General features: G+C 59.1%; 26 protein-coding genes. 21 read left to right on the forward strand and 5 right to left on the reverse strand.

The features are described 5' to 3' along the window. Positions 1 to 164: 164 nt before the first annotated feature. Complete coding sequence (gene lon / locus HRF49_07760) at positions 165 to 2,723, forward strand: endopeptidase La (protein MEP0814544.1); 2,559 nt, start codon at positions 165 to 167, stop codon at positions 2,721 to 2,723. A 9-nt stretch (positions 2,724 to 2,732) separates the two neighbouring features. Here lon and HRF49_07765 read toward each other — a convergent pair whose 3' ends face one another. Then, a complete protein-coding gene (locus HRF49_07765; protein MEP0814545.1) occupies positions 2,733 to 3,179 on the reverse strand; it encodes a hypothetical protein in 447 nt (148 codons plus the stop codon). A gap of 121 nt (positions 3,180 to 3,300) precedes the next feature. On the opposite strand from HRF49_07765, the gene HRF49_07770 reads away from it, so the two are divergent. The 5 genes from HRF49_07770 (at position 3,301) to HRF49_07790 (ending at position 6,408) form a co-directional block, all read left to right on the forward strand. Continuing rightward, positions 3,301 to 4,482 carry a trypsin-like peptidase domain-containing protein gene (locus HRF49_07770; protein ID MEP0814546.1) on the forward strand — a complete coding sequence of 394 codons (1,182 nt, stop codon included), beginning with the start codon at positions 3,301 to 3,303 and terminating at the stop codon, positions 4,480 to 4,482. Next, on the forward strand, positions 4,482 to 5,096 hold the full coding sequence (locus tag HRF49_07775) for a sigma-70 family RNA polymerase sigma factor (GenBank protein ID MEP0814547.1): 615 nt from the start codon (positions 4,482 to 4,484) through the stop codon (positions 5,094 to 5,096). The genes HRF49_07770 and HRF49_07775 overlap by 1 nt, the downstream gene beginning before the upstream one ends. Next, positions 5,089 to 5,442, forward strand: a complete 354-nt coding sequence (locus HRF49_07780; GenBank protein MEP0814548.1) for a hypothetical protein — start codon at positions 5,089 to 5,091, stop codon at positions 5,440 to 5,442. The genes HRF49_07775 and HRF49_07780 overlap by 8 nt, the downstream gene beginning before the upstream one ends. 127 nt (positions 5,443 to 5,569) lie before the next feature. Next, positions 5,570 to 5,746, forward strand: coding sequence for a 4Fe-4S binding protein (locus HRF49_07785; protein ID MEP0814549.1), 177 nt, complete (start codon positions 5,570 to 5,572; stop codon positions 5,744 to 5,746). A gap of 95 nt (positions 5,747 to 5,841) precedes the next feature. Next, entirely contained in the window at positions 5,842 to 6,408 is a 567-nt protein-coding gene (locus HRF49_07790) for a cob(I)yrinic acid a,c-diamide adenosyltransferase (protein ID MEP0814550.1), read from the forward strand. Between the two features lie 517 nt (positions 6,409 to 6,925). Here HRF49_07790 and HRF49_07795 read toward each other — a convergent pair. Continuing rightward, entirely contained in the window at positions 6,926 to 7,132 is a 207-nt protein-coding gene (locus tag HRF49_07795) for a hypothetical protein (GenBank protein ID MEP0814551.1), read from the reverse strand. Positions 7,133 to 7,210: 78 nt separating this feature from the next. Here HRF49_07795 and HRF49_07800 point away from each other — a divergent pair, with 78 nt between their 5' ends. The 3 genes from HRF49_07800 to HRF49_07810 are packed head-to-tail and all read left to right on the forward strand — an operon-like array spanning position 7,211 to position 8,065. Next, a complete protein-coding gene (locus HRF49_07800; GenBank protein ID MEP0814552.1) occupies positions 7,211 to 7,594 on the forward strand; it encodes a hypothetical protein in 384 nt (127 codons plus the stop codon). After that, positions 7,582 to 7,890: a hypothetical protein gene (locus HRF49_07805; protein MEP0814553.1), complete on the forward strand. Its 309-nt coding sequence runs from the start codon at positions 7,582 to 7,584 to the stop codon at positions 7,888 to 7,890. The genes HRF49_07800 and HRF49_07805 overlap by 13 nt, the downstream gene beginning before the upstream one ends. Beyond that, positions 7,880 to 8,065: a hypothetical protein gene (locus HRF49_07810; protein MEP0814554.1), complete on the forward strand. Its 186-nt coding sequence runs from the start codon at positions 7,880 to 7,882 to the stop codon at positions 8,063 to 8,065. Before HRF49_07805 ends, HRF49_07810 begins: the two co-directional genes overlap by 11 nt. Before the next feature lie 116 nt (positions 8,066 to 8,181). Here HRF49_07810 and elbB read toward each other — a convergent pair whose 3' ends face one another. Both elbB and HRF49_07820 read right to left on the reverse strand, forming a co-directional pair. Beyond that, positions 8,182 to 8,871 carry an isoprenoid biosynthesis glyoxalase ElbB gene (elbB, locus tag HRF49_07815; protein MEP0814555.1) on the reverse strand — a complete coding sequence of 230 codons (690 nt, stop codon included), beginning with the start codon at positions 8,869 to 8,871 and terminating at the stop codon, positions 8,182 to 8,184. 83 nt (positions 8,872 to 8,954) lie between these two features. Then, positions 8,955 to 9,764 (reverse strand): inositol monophosphatase, encoded by an 810-nt coding sequence (locus HRF49_07820; protein ID MEP0814556.1) that lies wholly within the window; start codon positions 9,762 to 9,764, stop codon positions 8,955 to 8,957. 135 nt (positions 9,765 to 9,899) lie between these two features. On the opposite strand from HRF49_07820, the gene HRF49_07825 reads away from it, so the two are divergent. The 9 genes from HRF49_07825 to HRF49_07865 all read left to right on the forward strand — a co-directional run bounded on the left by HRF49_07825 (position 9,900) and on the right by HRF49_07865 (position 16,520). Continuing rightward, positions 9,900 to 10,874, forward strand: coding sequence for an NAD-dependent epimerase/dehydratase family protein (locus HRF49_07825; protein ID MEP0814557.1), 975 nt, complete (start codon positions 9,900 to 9,902; stop codon positions 10,872 to 10,874). A 109-nt stretch (positions 10,875 to 10,983) separates the two neighbouring features. Further along, entirely contained in the window at positions 10,984 to 11,370 is a 387-nt protein-coding gene (locus HRF49_07830; GenBank protein MEP0814558.1) for a DUF302 domain-containing protein, read from the forward strand. Between the two features lie 15 nt (positions 11,371 to 11,385). Next, a complete protein-coding gene (locus tag HRF49_07835; GenBank protein ID MEP0814559.1) occupies positions 11,386 to 11,760 on the forward strand; it encodes a VOC family protein in 375 nt (124 codons plus the stop codon). Further along, a complete protein-coding gene (locus HRF49_07840) occupies positions 11,750 to 12,691 on the forward strand; it encodes an NAD(P)H-binding protein (GenBank protein ID MEP0814560.1) in 942 nt (313 codons plus the stop codon). The genes HRF49_07835 and HRF49_07840 overlap by 11 nt, the downstream gene beginning before the upstream one ends. A gap of 67 nt (positions 12,692 to 12,758) precedes the next feature. Beyond that, positions 12,759 to 13,970 (forward strand): sorbosone dehydrogenase family protein, encoded by a 1,212-nt coding sequence (locus HRF49_07845; protein ID MEP0814561.1) that lies wholly within the window; start codon positions 12,759 to 12,761, stop codon positions 13,968 to 13,970. 44 nt (positions 13,971 to 14,014) lie between these two features. Beyond that, on the forward strand, positions 14,015 to 14,221 hold the full coding sequence (locus tag HRF49_07850; GenBank protein ID MEP0814562.1) for a hypothetical protein: 207 nt from the start codon (positions 14,015 to 14,017) through the stop codon (positions 14,219 to 14,221). Between the two features lie 218 nt (positions 14,222 to 14,439). Next, complete coding sequence (locus HRF49_07855) at positions 14,440 to 15,555, forward strand: Fic family protein (GenBank protein MEP0814563.1); 1,116 nt, start codon at positions 14,440 to 14,442, stop codon at positions 15,553 to 15,555. Between the two features lie 243 nt (positions 15,556 to 15,798). After that, positions 15,799 to 16,251: a MerR family DNA-binding protein gene (locus tag HRF49_07860; GenBank protein ID MEP0814564.1), complete on the forward strand. Its 453-nt coding sequence runs from the start codon at positions 15,799 to 15,801 to the stop codon at positions 16,249 to 16,251. Then, positions 16,251 to 16,520: a thioredoxin family protein gene (locus HRF49_07865; GenBank protein MEP0814565.1), complete on the forward strand. Its 270-nt coding sequence runs from the start codon at positions 16,251 to 16,253 to the stop codon at positions 16,518 to 16,520. The genes HRF49_07860 and HRF49_07865 overlap by 1 nt, the downstream gene beginning before the upstream one ends. 71 nt (positions 16,521 to 16,591) lie before the next feature. On the opposite strand, the gene aspS is transcribed toward HRF49_07865, so the two are convergent. Further along, positions 16,592 to 18,490, reverse strand: a complete 1,899-nt coding sequence (gene aspS / locus HRF49_07870) for an aspartate--tRNA ligase (GenBank protein ID MEP0814566.1) — start codon at positions 18,488 to 18,490, stop codon at positions 16,592 to 16,594. A gap of 128 nt (positions 18,491 to 18,618) precedes the next feature. Between aspS and HRF49_07875 the strand changes: the two genes are divergently transcribed. The 3 genes from HRF49_07875 to HRF49_07885 all read left to right on the forward strand — a co-directional run bounded on the left by HRF49_07875 (position 18,619) and on the right by HRF49_07885 (position 20,668). After that, on the forward strand, positions 18,619 to 18,822 hold the full coding sequence (locus HRF49_07875; protein MEP0814567.1) for a zinc ribbon domain-containing protein: 204 nt from the start codon (positions 18,619 to 18,621) through the stop codon (positions 18,820 to 18,822). Between the two features lie 123 nt (positions 18,823 to 18,945). Continuing rightward, positions 18,946 to 19,947, forward strand: a complete 1,002-nt coding sequence (locus HRF49_07880) for a diguanylate cyclase (protein MEP0814568.1) — start codon at positions 18,946 to 18,948, stop codon at positions 19,945 to 19,947. Positions 19,948 to 20,038: 91 nt separating this feature from the next. Next, positions 20,039 to 20,668 (forward strand): DUF1844 domain-containing protein, encoded by a 630-nt coding sequence (locus HRF49_07885; protein MEP0814569.1) that lies wholly within the window; start codon positions 20,039 to 20,041, stop codon positions 20,666 to 20,668. Positions 20,669 to 20,848 lie beyond the last annotated feature (180 nt).

Consider the following 20,848-nt stretch of genomic DNA (forward strand, 5'->3'; position numbering starts at 1 on the left):
CAAGCTGCTCCGCTGGAACTCCCCGGCAGAGGCCATTTACGAGGAACTGCTACACTTCCCTAACCCCGAAAGTGTTGCACTTCATTTTTGAATCCGGGCGATGGGAGGGCACGCGCCGTTTCTGCTATAATCCCCGCGCTCCGCGTCTTGCGGGGCTTACGCGCATGCCTGAGGACGCAAACCGCAGGGACCCCAAATCCGGCGAAGGTCAGGGTGAGGAGGGCGGCAAGCAGTATCCGGCCAAACTCCCCATACTCGCCCTCAAAAACGTGGTGGTCTTTCCGCATCTCGTCATCCCGGTGCACGTGGGGCGGGAGCGCTCGCTCGCGGCAATCGACGAGGCCAGCCCGAACGACAAGCTCGTGGGCGTCCTGACCCAGAAGAACGAGGACATTGACGAGCCGGGCGCGGACGACCTGTTCAAAATCGGCACGATTTGCCTAATCCTGCGCGTTCTCAAGCTCCCCGAAGGCGGGGTGCGCGTGCTCATCCAGGGGCTGTCGCGCTTCGAAGTCGTCGAGTACATTGACAACCCGAAGTACATCGAGGCGGTGATCAAATCCCACCCGGAAGTGCAGACGGACGACCTGGAGGTTCAGGCGCTCCAGCGCGGCGTGACCGACCTGTTCCGGGAGTACGTCCAGCTTTCGCGCAGCCTGCCCCAGGAAGTGATCGTCGCGGCGAACAACGTGACCGATCCGGGGATGCTTGCGGACATGGTTGCGGCGAACATTCAGATTTCGCTCCAGTCGCGCCAGCAGATTCTCGAAACGATTCCGGTAGGCAAGCGGCTGGAAGCCGTCACCGCCGTCCTGACAAAGGAAATCCAGCTCCTCAACATGACCAACAAGATTCAATCCCAGGTCCAAGAGGAGGTGGGCAAATCCCAGCGCGAATATTTCCTGCGCGAGCAGATGAAAGCGATACGCAAGGAGCTTGGCGAAACCGACGAACGCGAGCAGGAAACCGAGCGGTACAAGGTCAAGATCGAGCAGGCGGGCATGCCGAAGGAAGTGCGCGAGAAAACGCTGGGCGAGCTTGAGCGTCTCACGCGTATGCATCCGGAAAGCGCCGAAGCGGGAGTCATTCGAACCTACCTCGACCTTTTATGCGACCTGCCGTGGAGCAAGGAATCCGAGGACACGATTGAAATAAAGGACGCCAGGAAGATTCTCGACGAGGACCACTACGGACTCGAAGAGATCAAAGAGAGGCTTCTGGAATTTCTGGGCGTGCTTAAGCTTCGCGGCGGCGACATAAAAGGCCCGATTCTATGCCTCATCGGCCCGCCCGGCGTCGGCAAAACCTCGCTCGGGCGCAGCGTGGCGAGGGCGCTCGGCCGAAAGTTCGTGCGGATGTCGCTGGGCGGAGTGCGCGACGAGGCGGAGATACGCGGCCACCGCCGCACTTACGTGGGCGCGCTGCCGGGAAGGATAATCCAGGGAATCAAGAACGCGGGGACGCGCAATCCGGTGTTCGTTTTGGACGAAATAGACAAGGTGGGCGCGGACTTCCGCGGCGATCCGTCCAGCGCGCTTCTGGAGGCGCTCGACCCGGAGCAGAATTTCAGTTTCAGCGACCATTACCTGGAAGTGCCGTTCGACCTGTCCAAGGTGCTTTTCATAGCCACGGGAAACATGTTGGACACGATTCCGCCGCCCCTGCGCGACAGGATGGAGGTCATCCAGCTTCCCGGCTACACCGAGCTTGAAAAGATTCGCATCGCGCGCGACTTTCTTTTGCCGCGCCAGATGGAAAATCACGGCCTGAAGCGCGAACATTTCGAGATTTCCAGCTCCGCCCTCCGCAACATAATTCTCAATTACACGCGCGAGGCAGGACTAAGGAATCTCGAGCGCGAGCTCGCCAAGATTTGCCGCAAAATCGCGCTGCGCGTCGCGGAAGGCGAGGCCAAAAAACAGAAAATCGGCGTCCCGGAGCTTGAAAAATACCTGGGCGTGCGCAAGTTCGAGTTCGAGCACGAGCGCAGGCGCGCGGAAATCGGAGTGGTGACCAGCCTTTTCTGGACGGCGGCGGGCGGCGACATCGGGATGATAGAAGCCTCCACGATGCCCGGTGCGGGAAACCTGCTGTTGACCGGCAAGCTGGGCGACGTGATGCGGGAAAGCTGCAAGGCCGCGCAGACATGGGTGCGCTCGAATGCGAAATCGCTCGGGATTGACTACGAAGAATTCAAGAACAACGACCTGCACATCCACTTTCCCGCGGGCGCAATACCCAAGGACGGGCCGAGCGCGGGCGTGACCATCGCCACCGCGATCGTCAGCCTGTTCACGGGCAAACCCGCGGTTCCGAGCGTCGCGATGACCGGCGAAATCACGCTGAAGGGGCGCATCCTTCCCGTGGGTGGCCTGAAAGAAAAACTGCTCGCCGCCAAGCGCAGCGGGCTTAAAAAGGTGATCCTCCCCAAGGCGAACGAAACGGACATCAAGGAAGTGCCGCCGGAAATCCTTTCCAAGCTCGACTTGGTGTTCGTCGAAAATGTGGAGGAAGCGATCCCGCACGTTCTAACAGAAAAGGGCGGGCGCGCGCGGGCGGCGGCGAAGAAAAAAGCGTCATCAGGTAAGCCTACTTCGGCGGGGAAGGCGAAGGCCTCCAAAAAGCCCGCCGGCGGCAAAAAAGCGGCAAACTCCAAAAGCGCCGCAAAGCCCGCCGCGAAAAAGCGCGGCCAGGCCGGGCCGCGGATTAGCCCCCTCCGATAACCGCTTGGATCAGGAGCCCTTTTCCGCCTCGGTGCTCCATTGGCTGCGGCCGGCGATCACTTCCGAAAACGGCGGATCGCCCGGATTTTTCGTGCGCTCGTAAAGGTATTCGTACACCTTTTCCGCAAGCTGGGGCGTAAAGTGCGCGTTTTCTTTTTTAATCATTTTGGCGATTACGAATTCCCACTGCTCGCCTTTGTATTTGTCCAAACCCACTTCGGGGGCATGGCATTCGCCGCAGCGGTTGCGCCAGATTTCCTCCGGAGAAGCATCGTAGGCAAGGGCTTCCGGTTCGGGCTTGGCTGTCTGGGTGGGATCGTTCAAATCCTTGATTTCGGGCGTTTGATCGGAGCCTTCAAGCTTGACGTCGTTGCAGGATGCCAGAATCGCCAAGCTGATCGCCAAAAGCGCCGCGGCCAGCCAAAGAATACGCGTCGAAAGTTTCATACCGTTCATTAAGACCTCCGCGCGGGCGGATTTGTTCGCAGAACGCGAATTGAATACCGCACGCGGCCGAACAGAAGTTTATCTTGAGAGTCTTACTTTCCATCTTCGAGGCGGTGATATAATCGAATCCATGAGCGCATTCAGGGTGTTTCTGATCGCTTTATTGATGTTCGTCGCGGGCAGCCTGGCCGGGCTTTCCGGCTACCACATCGCGAAGCCGATCATCAGCCCTGCCGATTTGGACAAGCCGGTCGTCAGCTACGGCATCCCGATGGCCGTCCCCGTCGCGGCCGGAACGACGATTGAGACGGCCACCCCGCGCAACTTCGTCACCGAGGTCTACCAGAAGATCGGCCCGTCCGTAGTCAACATCAACACCGTCCAGTACACGCGCGACTTCTTTTTCAACGTGGTGCCGCAGGAAGGCATCGGAAGCGGCGTCCTTATCAACAAGGACGGCTACATAATCACGAACAACCACGTCATCGAAGGCGCCTCCGAGATTTCGGTGGTCGTGCCGGGATTCAAGCCTTTTACGGGCAAGGTCGTGGGAGCCGATCCCGGAACAGACCTCGCGCTTATCAAAATCGATCCCCCCGCCGACAAGAAGCTGACGGTCGCCGTCCTGGGCGATTCCAACAGCATCCAGGTGGGTGAATGGGTGGTCGCGATCGGCAACCCGATGGGTCTCGACCAGACGGTGACGGTGGGGGTGATATCCGCGATGGGCCGCCAGACTATGAGCCGGGCCGGAATCCCGATACGCAATCTCATCCAAACCGACGCGGCCATAAATCCCGGCAACTCGGGCGGGCCGCTGATCAACACGCGCGGCGAAGTTATCGGCATCAACACCGCGATAATCTCGCAGAGCGGGGGAAGCGAGGGAATCGGCCTTGCGATCCCGATCAATACGGCTAAGGAAATCCTGCAGCAGCTCATCGAAAAGGGGCGCGTCGAGCGCCCGTGGCTGGGCATCCAGACGCGCGACATAACCCCGCAGTTCGCGCTGCGCAACGGGCTGCCGACCGACCGGGGGCTTCTCGTTCTTACCGTTTACCAGGATTCTCCCGCGCAGGCGGCGGGATTCAAGTCCATCCCGCACAGGCCGCAGGGGCCGTTCGATATTTTCATCATCGTCGAGGCGAACGACGTGACCATCGACAAATCGTCGAAGCTGCTTCAAATGGTCAGGGAACTTAAAGTCGGCGACACCATCCGGCTGAAGTTTTACCGGAACAAAGAGCTTATCGAGAAAGAGGTGCCGCTTACAGCACTTCCCGAGGGCGCGCCGTTAATGGACATAATCTGATGCAGAGCATGCAGCGCGGCGAGCCTTTCCACTGTCTCACCGATGAGGAGCTGATGGCCCGCGTCGCGGATCGCGACCTTGCATGCTTCAACGTCATATTCAACCGCTACTACAAGCAGATATTCAATTTCATCAAGAAGAACGTCCACGACTTCAGGGAGGCCGAAGACATAACCCAAGAGGTTTTCCTCCGGATTTACAAGAGCGCCGGGCGCTTCGACACCGCCCGCAAGTTTTCGAGCTGGATTTACAAGATCGCGTTCAACGAGATTAAGCGCCACTACAGCAAGGTTTCGGGCAAGCGGACAAGCTCGATAAACGAGCCGCTTGACGAGTCGTCCGGCGGCGCGGAGCGGGGCGATTTGCTGGAGTTTTCCGGGCCGAATCCCGAAATGTCGGCGGAAATCGCCAAGAACACACAGCAGATTAAAAAACTTATCGAAACTTTGCCGGAAAAGCAAAGAACGGTGGTAATACTTAAGGTGTACCAGGAGTTGACCTTCGAGGAAATCGCCCAGATTCTGGACTGCCCGCTGTCCACCGTCCTGTCGCGGATGCGCTACGCGGTCAAGAAGCTGCACAACATGCTGAACGGCGGTGGCGGCGATGGCTAGGCGCTGCTCAAAGAAGGAGCTTGAGGAAAAGATCATCAAGTTCCTCTGCGGCGAGTGCGACGACGAAGCCGAGCTGCGCGAGGTGCACCGCCGGTTGTTCGCGGACGACGAATGCCTGGAATACCTTCTGGCGACGGGCAGGGTGATGCGCGAAATAAGGGAGTGCGAGGAAGACGCGGGGGAGCCGGTGGACTGGGACGAGCTTAAGGAAAAATTCAACCGGCTGGCGAAACTGCTGGAAGAGCCGGCGGCGGCGGTGGAGTCCGGGCAAGGCGCGCGCCGCCCGCCCGCGCGCGGTACGGGAAAGTCCGGCGGAAAGTCCGGCGCCGGGCGCCGCGGCAGGTAATTCCGCAGCCTTTTGTGATAATTGATACGGTTTTCACTATGCGGCCGCGTGCGGATTGGATGCATATAGGCGTGGTAACATAGGCTCAAGCGCACGGATTTCCGTGCCGATACGGAGGCATTACAAGATGGCTTACGTGATAACCGATGCTTGCAAGAACGCCGGCGATTGCATCGACGAGTGTCCCACGGGCGCGATCGAGCCCGGCGACCCGATAAGCGTTATCGATCCGGATATCTGCACCGACTGCGGCCAGTGCGCCGAGGTTTGCCCCAACGGGGCGCCGGTTCCCGCGGAAGACTAGCGGGCGCGGCATTCCGTTTCCATTCGCCTTCCGGCCGTGCGGCCGCGGCGCGCGCGCGGTATACTTGACCTTCATCCGATTCCCAGGAGGAACCGATGGAATCTCGGACGCTTGACGAGCGCGGCTGCGTTCATGTTTATTACGGCGATTCGAAGGGCAAAACCACCGCTGCAATCGGGCTGACGATACGCGCGGTGGGGTTCGGACGCCGGGTCGCCTTCATCCAGTTCGACAAGGGGTTCGACAAGGTCGAGCACTACAACGAGCGCAAGGTGCTGCGCTCGCTGGAGCGCGTCACGCTGATCCCGACCGGCAGGGAGCGGATGATGCCCGACGGCAGCTTCCGGTTCGAGAACACCGAGGAAGACCGCGCCGAGGCGCGCAAAGGCGTCGGCTACGTGACGAACGCGATACGCGACGGGCGGTATTTTCTGGTCGTCGCGGACGAGATTCTTTCCGCGCTGATGACGGGGCTGATTCCGGAATCGGAAGTTATGCACGTTTTGGACGTGCACGCGGAAAAGCCGCTGTGCGAGCTGGTGCTGACCGGACGGGTGATTACCGACGCAATCGCCGAGCGCGCGGATTTGATAACCGAGTTCAAGTCCATCAAGCATTACTTCAACAAGGGCAGGCGCGCGAAAGAGGGGATTGAGTATTAGGATATTTGGAGTGTCACGCAGCGCAGCTTTGGTACCACGAAGACACGAAGGCACAAAGTGGGATTTGTAGGGGCGCACTGCGTGCGCCCGAAATTATCGGCTTGTCACGAGCAGCGCGGCTTTGGACCACGAAGACGCGAAAGCACAAAGAAACGAAGAATTAATACTAAATATAATTAACGCTAAATATACCGCCGGTCTCCAGACCGGCGATTTCGAGCTTCAATATTAAGGAGTCCGGCCGCCCCGGCCGGCAATTGTCGGGACTTATTTTCGTAGTGTCACGCGCAGCGTGACATTGTTATAATAGCGCAGCTTCGTTGCGCAGTCCAAATCGGGCAGATGATTTCCCTTTTTTCGTTTCCCGCGGCCAAACATTTCCCCTGCAGCACCGCGCCGCCCGCGTATTATACCGCAAATCCGAGTTGATAAGTTGACAGTTGGACAGTTGACAGTTGAATTCTGGACAAGGCAATAGGCTGGGAATGGGCAACTGATAACTGTTAACTGTCAACTGCTAACTGTCAACGCTATTTCCGCTTCCGCATACTCGATCATCCGCCTTATCCGCCCGACGGGGAAGTCCGCCGGCCTTGCCGCTAAGCGCGCCCTGCGTAAGCGAGCCGTAAACGTAAATCCCTGTGAAATTGCGCCCAAGGATCGCGGGAGAGCGCGCTGCGAAGTCGTCGAGAAGCGGCTTGACGTATTCGGGGATGCGGGGCACCGCGGGAATATACATCATCGGGAAGGGTATAATCTATCAGGCCGACGCGCTATTGCGCGCCTTGCCGGAGGATTTGCCGTGAAGCGAGATTTGAAAGTGGACGTCACAGTTGACGTACTGATCAAAACTTGGTTCGATAAGGACGAGGGCTTTTGGTATGCCTCGTCGCCGTATGTCGACGTGGTTCAGCACGGCAATACTGAAAAGCAGGCTTTGGATCGCTTCAAAACGGTCTTCGAAGTCCTCGTTTCAAGCAGCATACGCAAGGGAACGATTCTGGAAATCTTCAAGAGAAGCGGCTACAAGGTTGAAATCGACGAGTCCAATGGCGGCAACCTTAGGCTCAATCTAACGCTGCCGGGCCGTGCAATCAAGAGCAAGTCGCTGGGAGACTGGAGCAGCCTTATTCCTTGGAACAAGAGGATTCAGGAAACGGCCGGCAGGGAGCTATGTCGAGCATAAGTCCTCCCGACACGGAGCATCTGCTCAAGTTTCTTCGGGCGTACCTAGGGGAAAGAATTACGGCCGAATATAACGCGGGAGGAAGCCACAGGATTCTCAGCGTCGATGGATGTGAAAGCGATATCGCGGTTACCTTGGACGATCCCTGCATCCCGATGGAAACGCTTCGCAACATCCTGCGGTGCGCCAAGATAAGTTTCAAGGACTACTCCGAGCTCGCGGGAACTCCAAAACTGCTAAAGGCGTATCTCAAGAAGAAGAAGCGGGAAACCAAAGACAACAGCGATGCGAATTGAAGAAGTTGTCGAAAATTACGAGTGCATCAAGCAGAAGCGCAAAGGCGCCGAATTGCTCCACGAAAAGCTGTCCAAGATGACTCCGGAAGAACGCAGGGCATACTGGGAGCGGCGCAACCGCGAAATGTGCGAGTGGCAACGCGAATTGCGCCGGAAAATGGGACTGCCCGAATAAACCGCTCCCTGTTTTGCCGAGCGAAATTCGATTCAGCGCACCGAACGCGGCATAAATGCCGCGCTTCATGATAAGTTTTCCCTACTCACTACTCCCTATTTACTACTCACTGATTTTCATCCCGTCGCGTGCCGTTCCTTCTGCTGCTGCGCGAGGCGCACGACCTCGGCGCAAACGTTGGCGACACCGTCGAAAACTTCGCTTATCCTCTTCGCAAGCATGTAAGCCGGGCCGGTGACGATCAAATTCTCCTCGTCGGTGCACACTTCCAGCACCGTGCGGTTTTCGTGGCGCGCGCCCATCCCGGCGATGTCGCCGGCCGTCTTCGAATCGGTGCCTATCGTCATCTTCGGCGACACCCCCGTTCCTTCGAACGCCTTCGCCAGAACGACGGGCGCGATGCAGACCGCGCCTATCGGCTTCCGCGCCGCGTGCATTTCGGTAATTATCCGCTCCACCTGCGGATCTATCGAGCACATCGTTCCCGCGTTCGCGTACGACGAAAGGTTCTTGGCCGCGCCGAATCCGCCGGGAAAGAACAGCGCGTCGATGTCCTTCGCGTGGATTTCGGACAGCGGGCGTATTTTGCCGCGGGCGATGCGCGCGCTTTCGGCAAGCACGCCGCGCACGTCCACGGTCTCCTGGCCGGTGACGTGATCTATTGTGTGGTACTGGTCTATGTCCGGCGCGGCGCAGAAGGCCTCCGCGCCCAGCCTGTCGAACGCAAGAAGCGCGGCCGTCGCTTCGTGTATCTCGCTCCCGTCGAAAACCCCGCATCCCGAAAGCACAACGCATATCTTGAGCATGGACGTCTCCTAAGCAATTGAAAAGCAGTTCGATGATAACACAACGTGATGTTTCTCGCAGTCCAAATCCGGCCGGGTCAGGCTCATTCGCCCTGCCTTTCCCTGGTTCTTGAAATTACTTCCAGTATTTCCCCAAGCAGGACGCCGGAATTCGCGGCGGCGCATTCGCGTTTGAATATTTCAAACGGCGCGCCCGCGAAATCCGAAACGAAGCCGCCCGCCTCTTCGATCAATAGCCAGCCCGCCGCGGTGTCCCACGGATGCAGTTTCAGCTCCCAGAAACCGTCGAACCGCCCGCACGCGAGATAGCACAAGTCCAGCGCCGCGCTCCCCGCCCGCCGCACCGCCTGCGCGCGCAAAGCGAAAGCGAAAAACAAATCGAGGTTGTTCTCGCTGCTGGTTTTGATGTCGTACGGAAATCCGGTCGCGAGCAGCGCGCGTTCCAGCGGCACGGACGCGCTGACCGAAATGGAATTTCCGTTTAAGGTTGCTCCTTTGCCGCGCTCCGCGAAAAACAGCTCGTTGCGCGTCGGATCGTAAACTCCGCCCGCAACGGGCATCCCGTTTTCCAGATATCCGATGGACACGCAGTAAATGGGGAATCCATGCGCGAAGTTGGTCGTCCCGTCCAGCGGGTCTATCACCCATACCGGCCCCTCGCCGGCCGTATCTCCGGTCACTTCGCCGGATTCCTCGGTCAGGATCGCATGATCCGGGAATGCGCGCCGGATTATCGCAACTATCTCCCTCTCGCTTTCGAGGTCGGCCGCGGTGACCAGGTTGATTTCGTCCTTGTGGCGCACGTCCTTTGCCGCGCCGCCGTTGCCGTACCTGCGCAATACGCGGCCGCCCGCATCGAGCGCCTCGTGAAGGATTTCCGCAACCGTGGCCATAAGCCGGGGCAGTATATCACCGCGGAAACCGCCGGATTTGCGCCGTTCGACCGTTCGCGGGAATAGATAACTTGTCCCTAACGGCCGATTCGGTCGCGATAAAACGGACAAGTGCGGTATATTTCCGGCGTGCGAATGGGCACCGGAAAGAAACAGCTCGTGCTTGGCGGCACGGGCCAGCTTGGACTAAGCCTCCTCCGCTACCTGCTTAGCGTCGGACGCGGCGCGCGCACGATTGTGCGCAATCCGGACAAGCTTTATGAAGCCGGGCTGCATGAAGAAATCGAAGTTCTTACCGCCGAGATGGACGACGTCTGGACGCTGCGCAAGATAATCGAGGGCAGCAGCGCCGTCTATTACTGCTCCACCAAGTGGATTACCGAGCCGCAGGACGCTCTCATAGAGATGATATGGGCGGAAAGAATCGCCAACGCGTGCCTGGAGTTCGACGTGAGGCTGGTCGTACCCAGCTGCGCGTGGGTGTACGGCCGGACGACCGTCAATCCGATACCCGAAACGCATCCATTGTTGTCTTCCGCGCCGTACGGAACCGCGAAGGCGGCCGTGGAGCACGTGGTCATGAAACTGGCGAGGGCGTCCGGGCTTCCGGCGACGGTATTGCGGCTGCCCGCGCTTTGGGGGCCGTTCGCGCGCTGTCCGGTGAGCATCAATCCGCTGCGCGCGGTCGCGCGCGGCCGCGGCTTCCCGCTTCCCGGAGACGGCGAGACGAAGGTCGAGTGGCTGGATCCGCGCGACGCCGCGCGCGCGCTGCACTCCTGCACGGAGAACGACCGCACCATCGGCCAGGTTTACAACGTGCCGGGCAGCGGAGAGATTTTGTGGCGGGAATTCGGCGCTTGGGTCGCGAAAGTCGCGGGAATAGGTCCGAAGATCAGGCGGATTCCGTCCGGATTCGCCGGCAGGCTTTTGGGGCAATCCGGGTTCGAGCAGACGTTGTCGTGGTGGTACTCCAACCCGCTCATCCTCGACGGCTCGGAATTCCGCCGCGACACGGGATTCGTTCACACTTACCAGCTAAGGCAAAGCATCGCGGACGCCTGGCAATGGTATTCGAACCGACGGCCGGAGGACGTGTACGGAATTGCATGACAAACAACGGCGCGGATTTTCAAACTCCGGGTATTAATTCCGGTAGGCGGGTTTCACCGGCCTGCCGTTTACGAACAACAGCCGGCGCGATGCCGGAAGGGAGAAAGCAATGTCCTATCATTTTTCCAAGACAACTTCGCTGGGATTCGACGACGCGGTCGCGCGCGCGACGGAAGTTTTGAAATCGCACGGATTCGGCGTTTTGACCGAAATAGACGTGAAGGAAACGCTGAAAAAGAAAATCAACGCGGATTTCCGCAGGTACAAAATACTCGGCGCCTGCAATCCGGCGTTTGCCCACAAAGCGCTTCAGGCCGAGCCGCGGATTGGTCTTATGCTTCCATGCAACGTGGTCGTGCAGGAGTTGGATTCGGGCGATGTGGAGGTTTCGGCGATAGATCCGATCGCTTCAATGGCGGCGGTTCAAAATCCCGCTCTGGGCGAAATCGCCGGCGAAGTGCGCGGAATGCTTGTGCGGGTTATCGAGGAAATCTGAAAATTTGGTGCGCAAATGAAGCTTCACAGCATATTGCTTTACGTCCCGAACGTGCGCGAAGTCGCGGACTGGTACGCGGCGCACCTGGGGCTTGAGTTCATCGAGAACCAGGAAGACGGCAAGTTCGCGATGCTCAAATCCGATTCGGGTTCGCTTCTGGGCATACACTACTCGCCCGACGCGCCGGCGAGTCCGGGAAACATCGGGCTTTATTTCGCGGTCGCAGACGTGGATGCGCAGTACGAGAAGATGCGCGCGGCCGGTTGCGAATTCAGGCAAGAGCCGCGCGACGAGCCGTGGGGATCGCGGATGGCGACGACGCGCGATCCCGCGGGACACTGGGTGGGAATAGAATCGCCCGTCGCGAAGTCGGTCTACAATGAGCACTGAGGAATCGTCCGTCGCTACGGTGGGGGAGGGGCGCATCGCCATCACCGGCGCGTTCTCGTATACGGGAAAATACGTCACGCGGCTTTTGCTTGACCGCGGCTTCGATATCCTGACGCTGACCGGACATCCGGACAGGCCGGATCCGTTCGGCGGGCGCGTGAAAATCGCGCGGCTGCAATTCGTAGACGCGGCGGCGCTCGCCGATTCGATTCGCGGCGCGGACGTTTTGATAAACACGTACTGGATCCGGTTTCCGTACCGCGGTATGACATACGAAAAAGCCGTCGAAAACACGAAAACGCTTTTCCGCGCGGCTCTGGCTGCCGGAGTAAAGCGCATCGTGCATGTCAGCATCACGAACCCGCGCGCGGACTCGCCGCTTGAATATTTCAGAGGCAAGGCGGAGCTTGAAACTTTTCTCGCGTCGCTGGGAATTCCGCATGCGATCCTGCGTCCGACGGTGATATTCGGCCCGGAGGACATCCTCATAAATAACGTCGCGTGGTGCATCCGCAGGTTTCCGTTTCTTCCGGTGCTGGGCGACGGCAGTTACAAATTCCAGCCGATATTCGTAGAGGATTTCGCGGAAATAATCGCGGACGCGGCGCTGCGCCCGGATACATTCACCTCGGACGCCGCTGGGCCGGAAATATTCGGCTATCTGGACCATCTTAAGTTAATCCGGTCTGCCGTCGGACGCGCAACCGCGCTAGTTCCGATGAGCCCGCGGCTCGCGTGGCGGTTGTCCAACGTCGTAGGAATGTTCCTGGGGGACGTCGTTCTCACCTGGGACGAAGTCATCGGGCTTATGGACAACCTGCTCGTTTCATCCGAGCCGCCTCTGGGCAAAACCAAGCTTTCGGACTGGATTCGCGGCAACGCGGCTACTCTGGGAATGGAATACCATTCGGAAGTCGCGCGGCACTATTGAAATCACCCGGCGGCTCGTTACATTTGTTACGGTACAATTTATCCGCTTTCAACATTCGGGGAACGACATGAACACACGACTCGCTTTTTTCGTTGCGGCGTTTCTTTCGATATTTCCGCTTCTACTTTCCTGTCCCGCGCAGGGCGGAGAGAACGGCGCGGCAAGCGCGGGCGCCGATTCCGGTGAAGCCGCGCCCGCGGTTTCCGCGAAGCAGGCCGAGCTTGCGCATAATCCCGCTCTGCCTGTCGAGCGCATCAAGCTCCCCCCCGGATTTTCGATTTCGGTTTACGCGTATCCGGTCCCCGGCGCGCGCTCGCTTTGCCTTTCTCCCAAAGGCGTCCTCTTCGTCGGGACGCGCGACAACAACGGCAAGGTTTACTCGATACTCGACGATAACGGCGACGGCGCGGCCGACAAGATACACACGTTCGCGGAGGGGCTGTTCATGCCCAACGGCGTCGCCGTAAAAGACGGCGCGCTGTACGTGGCCGAGGTCAACCGCATCCTGCGCTACGACGGCGCGGAGGCGAGCCCGACCGGATTCCACCAGCCGGTTCTCGTGACCGACGAATATCCGAGCGACACGCACCACGGATGGAAGTTCATCCGCTTCGGCGCGGACGGCATGCTCTACGTTCCCGTCGGCGCGCCCTGCAACGTATGCGAACGCGACGATCCGTACGCGTCGATCACGCGGCTGGACGTCGCGACCGGCGAGTTCAAAGTGATCGCGCGCGGCATCCGAAACACCGTCGGATTCGACTGGGATCCGCTTTCGGGAGACCTGTGGTTCACCGACAACGGCCGGGACATGCTCGGCGACGACATCCCGCCGGACGAGCTCAACCACATGACGCGCGACGGCCAGCATTTCGGTTTCCCGTACATGCACGGAAAGAACATCAAAGACCCGGAATTCGGCGACAAAACTCCCGGCGTCGCGTTCACTCCCGCCGCGCAGGAGCTGGGGCCGCATGTCGCGTCGCTCGGTATGCGGTTTTACACGGGGAAGATGTTTCCGGAGGAATACCGCAACCAGATTTTCATCGCGGAGCACGGAAGCTGGAACCGCAGCTCGCCTCTGGGCGCGCGCGTCACGCTCGTAAGGCTGGACGACAGCCGGCGGCCGAAGTCTTACGAAGTTTTCGCGGAAGGATGGCAGGGCGCGGACGGCAAGCGATGGGGCCGCCCGGTGGACGTACTGGTGATGCCCGACGGCGCGCTGCTGGTGAGCGACGACATGGCCGGCGCGGTGTACCGGATCGCGTACGCGGGGTAGGCGCAACGCGCGAATACGACGAAGCGGAGGCGTACCCGCGCGACATGGCGAAGATCGCCAAGGACGAGGGCAACGAAAAACGCGTGACGACGTACAGGTATTACTTCGATTTCGCCGCAACTTCGTCTATTTCTGCTGCAACTGCGAAGCGCATTGTGCGAGTGCCAAGGGATTCAGGAATTTTCGGGAAATTCGTAAGGGAATCGGCCGACGAGCCGGCGTATTTCCTTTTTCGCAAGTTATCAAAATAGCACCGGCCGAGCAGAATTTTCAGGCTCACGTATTAATCTCTACGCCGTTTGCGGCTCAAAAAATGAACAATGCGAGGTGCAACGTTACTTGGTGTTAATCCATGACCGTTTTTAACCCCGGCTTCCCCGGCTGCCTTTCGCTCACCCCCGCGGTGTGTGCAGGCATTCCGGTGATAAAATGATACTGCTTTCTTCAAGTTACTTGGACTCCGTAACCGATGCCGGCTGTTCATTACCACTACGGCAAGTTTCCGCCTGCCAGTCTCGATTGGGAAAGGATCATTCCCTTGATCGGGCCCGCCAGCGCGGCGGTGGCGCGCTACGACGGGGTGCTTTCGGCCATCCCCAATTCAAGGGTGCTTTTGTCGCCGCTGACAACGGACGAAGCGGTTTTGTCGTCGCGCATAGAAGGAACGCGCACGTCGCTGGACGAAGTTCTCGAATACGAAGCGGCCGGACCGAACGGTGCAAGTCCCGAAAAGGAAGCAGATATTCATGAAGTCTTGAATTATCGCAAGGCGTTGAATTGGGCTATGGATATGCTGAATGAAATACCGCTTTGCCTGAAATTGATCAAAGGCATGCACAAGTTGCTGCTGGAAGGGGTTCGCGGCCGCTCGAAATCGCCGGGCGAATTCAGGAAGCTGCCCAACTGGATCGGGCCTCCAGGATGCACGATTGATGATGCAAAATTCGTACCCATTAGCGCAGATAAGCTTCTTTCCGCAATGAGTGACTGGGAAAAATACATACACGAAAACGCCCCCGACAAGCTGGTACAACTGGCGCTTTTGCATGCAGAATTCGAGGCGCTTCATCCCTTTCTGGACGGCAATGGGCGCCTGGGGCGAATGTTCATTCCACTTTTTATGTTCAGCGCCGGATTGATCGGCTCTCCAATGTTTTATATCAGTGCTTACTTTGAGGAGAAGCGTGACGAGTATTACGATCGGCTTTTGGCCGTTTCACGCGACGACAACTGGACGGAATGGTGTATGTTTTTCTTGATTGCCGTTCAAACTCAAGCGGAAAGCAATCACTCGAAGGCATGGGCCATCCTAAATCTTTACAACCAAATCAAGCTTCAAATATCCGAACTTACCCGTTCCCAGTTCGCAATTCACGCGCTTGAATGGATTTTCAAAAAGCCTGTGTTCAGCAGCGTTGACTTCGTTGCCAATTCAAACATACCGGAGCCTACCGCGCGAAGGATACTTAATGTCCTGAAGGAGGCTGACATTTTAAAAAACATCCGCATCGGTTCCGGACGCAGGCCCTCGATTTTTGCTTTTCCACAACTTGTCAACATTGCCGAGGGCAAGGTTGTGCTTTGAGTTGCACTTGTTGAAACCTAAGCGGCTTGTCTTTCACTTTTGCCCCGAAATTGCAAGACAAACGGCCCGAATCATTGTTGGGACAGTCGTATCCCCAGCTCCCCAAGCTGCCTTTCGTCCACCTCCGCGGGGGCTTTCGTCATCTGATCGCTCGCCTGCGCGCTTTTTTCCCGATCCTGCGCTTCGCGCTTGACTCCGTACCTAAGTACGTACTTTAAATTGTGAATCGGAGGCTGAACCGGATTGCACGATAAACCGCTTACAATTGGAAGACTTGCCGCCCTTGCCGGCGTCGGCGTGGAAACGATCAGGTTCTACGAGAGGTCAGGCCTGATCGAAAGGCCGCCACGCCGGGAATCGGGATACCGGCGATATCCCCCGGAATCTATCGCGCGCGTCGTTTTTGTCCGGCGGGCGAAGGAGCTTGGTTTCACGCTGCGCGAAATCCGCGAGCTTTTTTCGCTACGCGTTTCACCGGAATGCACCTGCGCCGGAGTGCGCGCCGCCGCGATGGAAAAAATCGGGGACATCGACGCGAAGCTGGACGCCCTAAATTCGATGCGCGGGGCGCTTGCCGCGCTTGCGGAGTCGTGCAAGGGCGACGGACCGATTTCGGAATGCCCGATTCTCGACGCGCTGGACGGCGGCGGGCGGTTTTCCGCCTCCAATACATGCGATTCAAAGGAGATTGAGTGATGGCAGAAAAAAGAAATGTGGAAGTTTTCAGCGCGGGATGCCCGCTGTGCCATGGCGCCGTGAGCATGGTCGAAAGGATCGCCTGCGCGTCTTGCGAGGTCCAGGTTCATGACATGCGCACTCCGGCCGCGATGGCCAGAGCCGCGGAGCTGGGCGTAAAGACCGTCCCCGCCGTCGCGGTGGACGGCGTGCTTGCGGATTGCTGCGCAGGGCGCGGCCCGGACGAGGCGTCGCTACGCGCGGCGGGGGTCGGCAATCCCGTGCTTTGAGTTGCACTTGTTGAAACCTAAGCGGTTTGTCTTTCACTTTTGCCCCGAAATTGCAAGACAAACGGCCCGAATCATTGTTGGGACAGTCGTATCCCCAGCTCCCCAAGCTGCCTTTCGCCCACTTCCGCGGGGGCTTTCGTCATCAAATCGCTGGCCTGCGCGGTCTTGGGGAACGCGATGACGTCGCGGATCGACTGGAATCCGAACATCAGCATCACGATCCTGTCCATCCCGAACGCGAACCCGCGGTGCGGCGGCGCGCCGTACGAAAACGCGTTCAGGAAAAATCCGAACTGCTCCTCTATCTCCGCTTCGCTCATCCCCAGGCCGGCGAGCACGCTTCGCTGCAGCACCGGGTCGTGGATGCGGTGGCTGCCGCTGCCAAGCTCCTCGCCGTTCAGGACGAGATCGTAGTTGTCGGCGCGTATCGCCAGTTTTTCTTCGTCGGTATTTGCCTTCAAGCGAAATCTTCCCGGCTCGTATTCTTCCGTGAACTCCGGATGCGGCATCGTGAACGGATGGTGCGCGGGCTCGAGCGCCCCCGTCTCGGGATTTCTGTCGTACAGCGGAAAGTCCACGATCCACGCGAACTTCCATCCCCCCCCCGCCGCGCCTTCCTTGATCAGCCCAAGCTCCTTGGCAAGCTTCACGCGGATAAGTCCAAGCGTTTTTTCCACTTTCTCGCGCGCGGGCGCGCCCGCGGCGATCAAAAATACTCCGTCGCCCGACGCGAGTTCCGCCAGCGCGGATTTCTCGGCGTCCGTCGCGAACTTGTCGAAGCTGGTTTTTTCAATCACGCCGCCCGCGGCCTTCGCGTACGCAAGCCCGCCCGCGCCGGTTTTTTTCGCGAACTCGGTCAGCTCGTCAATTTCCTTGCGCGACGGCGCATATCCGGGAACGAATAACCCTTTAACCGCGCCGCCAGCATCCAGCGCTGATTTGAAAACTCCGAATTCCGATTCCACGAACATGTCCGACAGGTCGATAATCTCGCAGCCGAACCGCAGGTCGGGCTTGTCGCTCCCCCACCGCGCCATCGCCTCGTCGAAGGGTATCCGCGGGAACGGCGTTTCGATTTCCTGCCCCAGCACTTCGCGGAAGACGACCTCGAACATCTTCTCGCCCACCGAGAAAAGCTCGTCGCGCGACGCGAAGCTCATTTCCAGATCGAGCTGGGTGAACTCCGGCTGACGGTTGGCGCGCAGATCCTCATCGCGGAAGCAGCGCGCCATCTGGAAATAGCGGTCGATCCCGCCGACCATCAAAAGCTGCTTCAATAGCTGCGGCGACTGGGGCAGCGCGTAGAACTTTCCGGGAAACACGCGCGACGGCACTAGATAATCCCGCGCGCCCTCCGGGGTGGAGCGCCCCAGCATCGGCGTCTCGACTTCGAGGAATCCCATTTCCGAGAGCGCGTTGCGCATCGAAAGGAAAATCCTGTGGCGCGCGGCCAGAGCCTCGACGAGCGGCCTCCTTCGCAGGTCGAGATAGCGGTACTGCATCCGCAAATCCTCGCCGGCCTTCGGGTCTTCGGCGATGTAAAAAGGCGGCGTCTCCGCGGGCGACAGGATCTTAAGTCCGGTCGCAAAAATCTCCCGGTCGCCGCCCAGCAGCTTCGGGTTTACGTCTTTGTCCGCGCGCATCCGCCACTCGCCGCGCACCGCGACGACGTATTCGCCGCGAAGCTGCTCCGCAAGCCGGTGCGCATCTGGCGCGTATTCCGGATTGAACGTGACCTGCACCTTCGCGGCCTCGTATCCCCGCCGTTGCGCTTCGGGCTGCAGCTCCTGCAGATATCGGTCGCGCAACCAGACGAAAACGAGCGCGCCGAGATCCCGCCGGGCGTCCACCCAGCCCATCGCGACCACTTCGCGTCCGTCGGCGTCGGTGCGAAGAAGCTCCGCAAGGTTCGCGGGCGACCTTGTCCAGGCCGTCCCGCCGCCGGATTCCGCACCGATTTGCGCACTCATGAAAGTCTCCGAAATCGAATTCCGCCGGGATTTGGATGCCGGGCGGACGGCCATTATACCCGCGCACCCTTGTTCACAATCCCCGTCCGGACAATCGGACCTGCTTCGCGCGGTATCATGTATCCGCCATGCCGATTTACGAATTTCAGTGCGCCAAGTGCGGCGAGGTCGAGGAGCTTTTGGTCTCGATGAAGGAGGCCGAATCCGGCCGGTTCAAGTGCCAAAAGTGCGGCGGAAAGATGGAGCGCATTTTCAGCGTCACCGCCTGCACGACAGCCAAATCGGACGGCGGATTCGCGCCGAACCCGGCCTGCGACGGAGCGGGCGGCTGACGCCTGTGAAGCGTCCGGTCGGGCGCGATGTAAAAGTTTGTCAATTCCGGGCGACCAGGCGATTCCCGTTGCAAATCCAGGGATTCGCTTGATATCATCCGTTTTCTTTACAGGAAACCAATGATGTCCGGTCGTATCGGTTACCTCGGCGAGCCTGGGGATTACGAGAACACGATTTATACGCACCTGAGCAACCTCGGGTTCGAATTCGCGGCCTTCCGCGAGATGGCCGAGTTGTTCAATCTTGCGCCGGGCGAGGTGCCGGATCTCGTCATTGTCAACGGCGTGCAATCTTCAGAAAACTTCGCCTCGGCCTATTACGCGCTTCGCGAAAACGAGGCTACCACGCGTTTGCCCGTTCTCTACCTTGCCGACGACATCATGTTCCCGGACGACACCGAGGACGACGCTGGGTTGTTCGACTACGTCTCGGTGCCATGCTTTCCCGAGGAAATCCTGCTGCGGATTTACGGCCAGCTTAGGCTCGCCAGGCTGCGAAAAGAGCTTGAGGATAAAAACAAAAGCCTGTCCGCGGTGGTCACCCAGCTCCGCGAGAAAAACGACGAAATCCAAAACTTGCTTAACGAGACCAAGGAACTGAATTTGAAGCTGGCGGAGCTTGCGCGAACGGACGAGCTGACCGGGCTTTTCAACAAGCGCTACCTAATCGAGCGGCTGGACAGCGAATTTTCGCGCGCCTCCCGCTACGGCTATCCGATTGGATTCCTGATGGCCGACATTGACGGATACAAAAACGTGAACGACACGTTCGGCCACCCGGTCGGCGACAGGACGCTCAAGCTTGTCGCTTCGACGATTATGAAAGCGTTGCGCACAGACGACACGGTGACGCGATACGGCGGCGACGAAATCGCGATCATCCTTCCTTATTCGGGCGCGGATTCTTGCTTTAAAGCCGCGGAGCGGCTGCGGTTGTCGGTGGAAGAGTCCACGCGCGCTTCGGGAGGACTGCCGATGCCCGTTACTATCAGCGTCGGCGGGGCAAGCACCGAGGGCGCAAAGTTCGAATCGCCGGACGAACTTGTCAAGCGCTCGGACGAAATGCTTTACGAGGCGAAGCACGCGGGCAAAAACCGCGTGAAAATCTACAAGCCCGCCGAATAATCGTTTATTTAAATTCCATTCGCAATCGGTTGCGCCTTCCTTGCCAAATGCGGCGCGCCAACGTACAATTCAACCGGCAGGAGTGATACCGATGACCGACGAGAAAAACAGGAACGACGAGGAGCGCGAACGCCCGCGCTTCGTGGTTGAGGACAAGCGCTTCGCGCGCGACGACGAGGACGAGGAGCCGGAGACGCCGGCGTCCGCGCCGGCTTCTCGGGCCGCGGAAACCGGCGGCGATACTAGGCCGGGCGACGCGCGCGGCGGGTTCGAAGTTATCGGCGAGCCGCAAAAGGCGCCCGGCGAGGGCTCCCGGTTGGGGCTCTCCGAAGAGGACGAACGCGCGATCGACGAGGAGCTGCGGCAGGCATTCCGCGAAATGACGCCGGAAGACGAAGAGCGGCTTCGGAAGGCCGCCCGCGAGCAAATCGCCAATCTTTCCCGGCTCGGAATCGAAAACTACCTGCGCGATACCCTCAACGTCGCGTATATGCTTTCGCTGCAGTATCTGGGCCTTCAGCCCAACCTGGACACGAATCTGACTTCGCGCGACATGAAACGCGCGGCGCTGTGCATAGACCTGATCGATTTTCTCGGCAAAAGGCTGGCCGATTTCCTGACAGCGCAGGAACGCGAGCAGATCGCGGCGCTGGTCAGCGCGCTAAAACTCGAATTCGCGAAGCTGCCCCCCAGACCCCCGGCGCCGCCGAAGGGAAAGTAAAACCAAATCGCGTTAAGGCCGCGCTGCCCGGAAAAGCGGTCGATAAGCCGCCGGGTTTGGGCGCGGCGGATGGGCGAAATTGCCGATCCAATCCGCTAAAGTGCGGATATTCACGGTAAGAACCTTCATCCATCCGGGGCGGGATGCGCCGGAGCAATCAGGCTGGAGGCTGTCATGTTC

This window comes from bacterium (assembly GCA_039961635.1).
GTDB lineage: Bacteria > 4484-113 > 4484-113 > JAGGVC01 > JAGGVC01 > JABRWB01.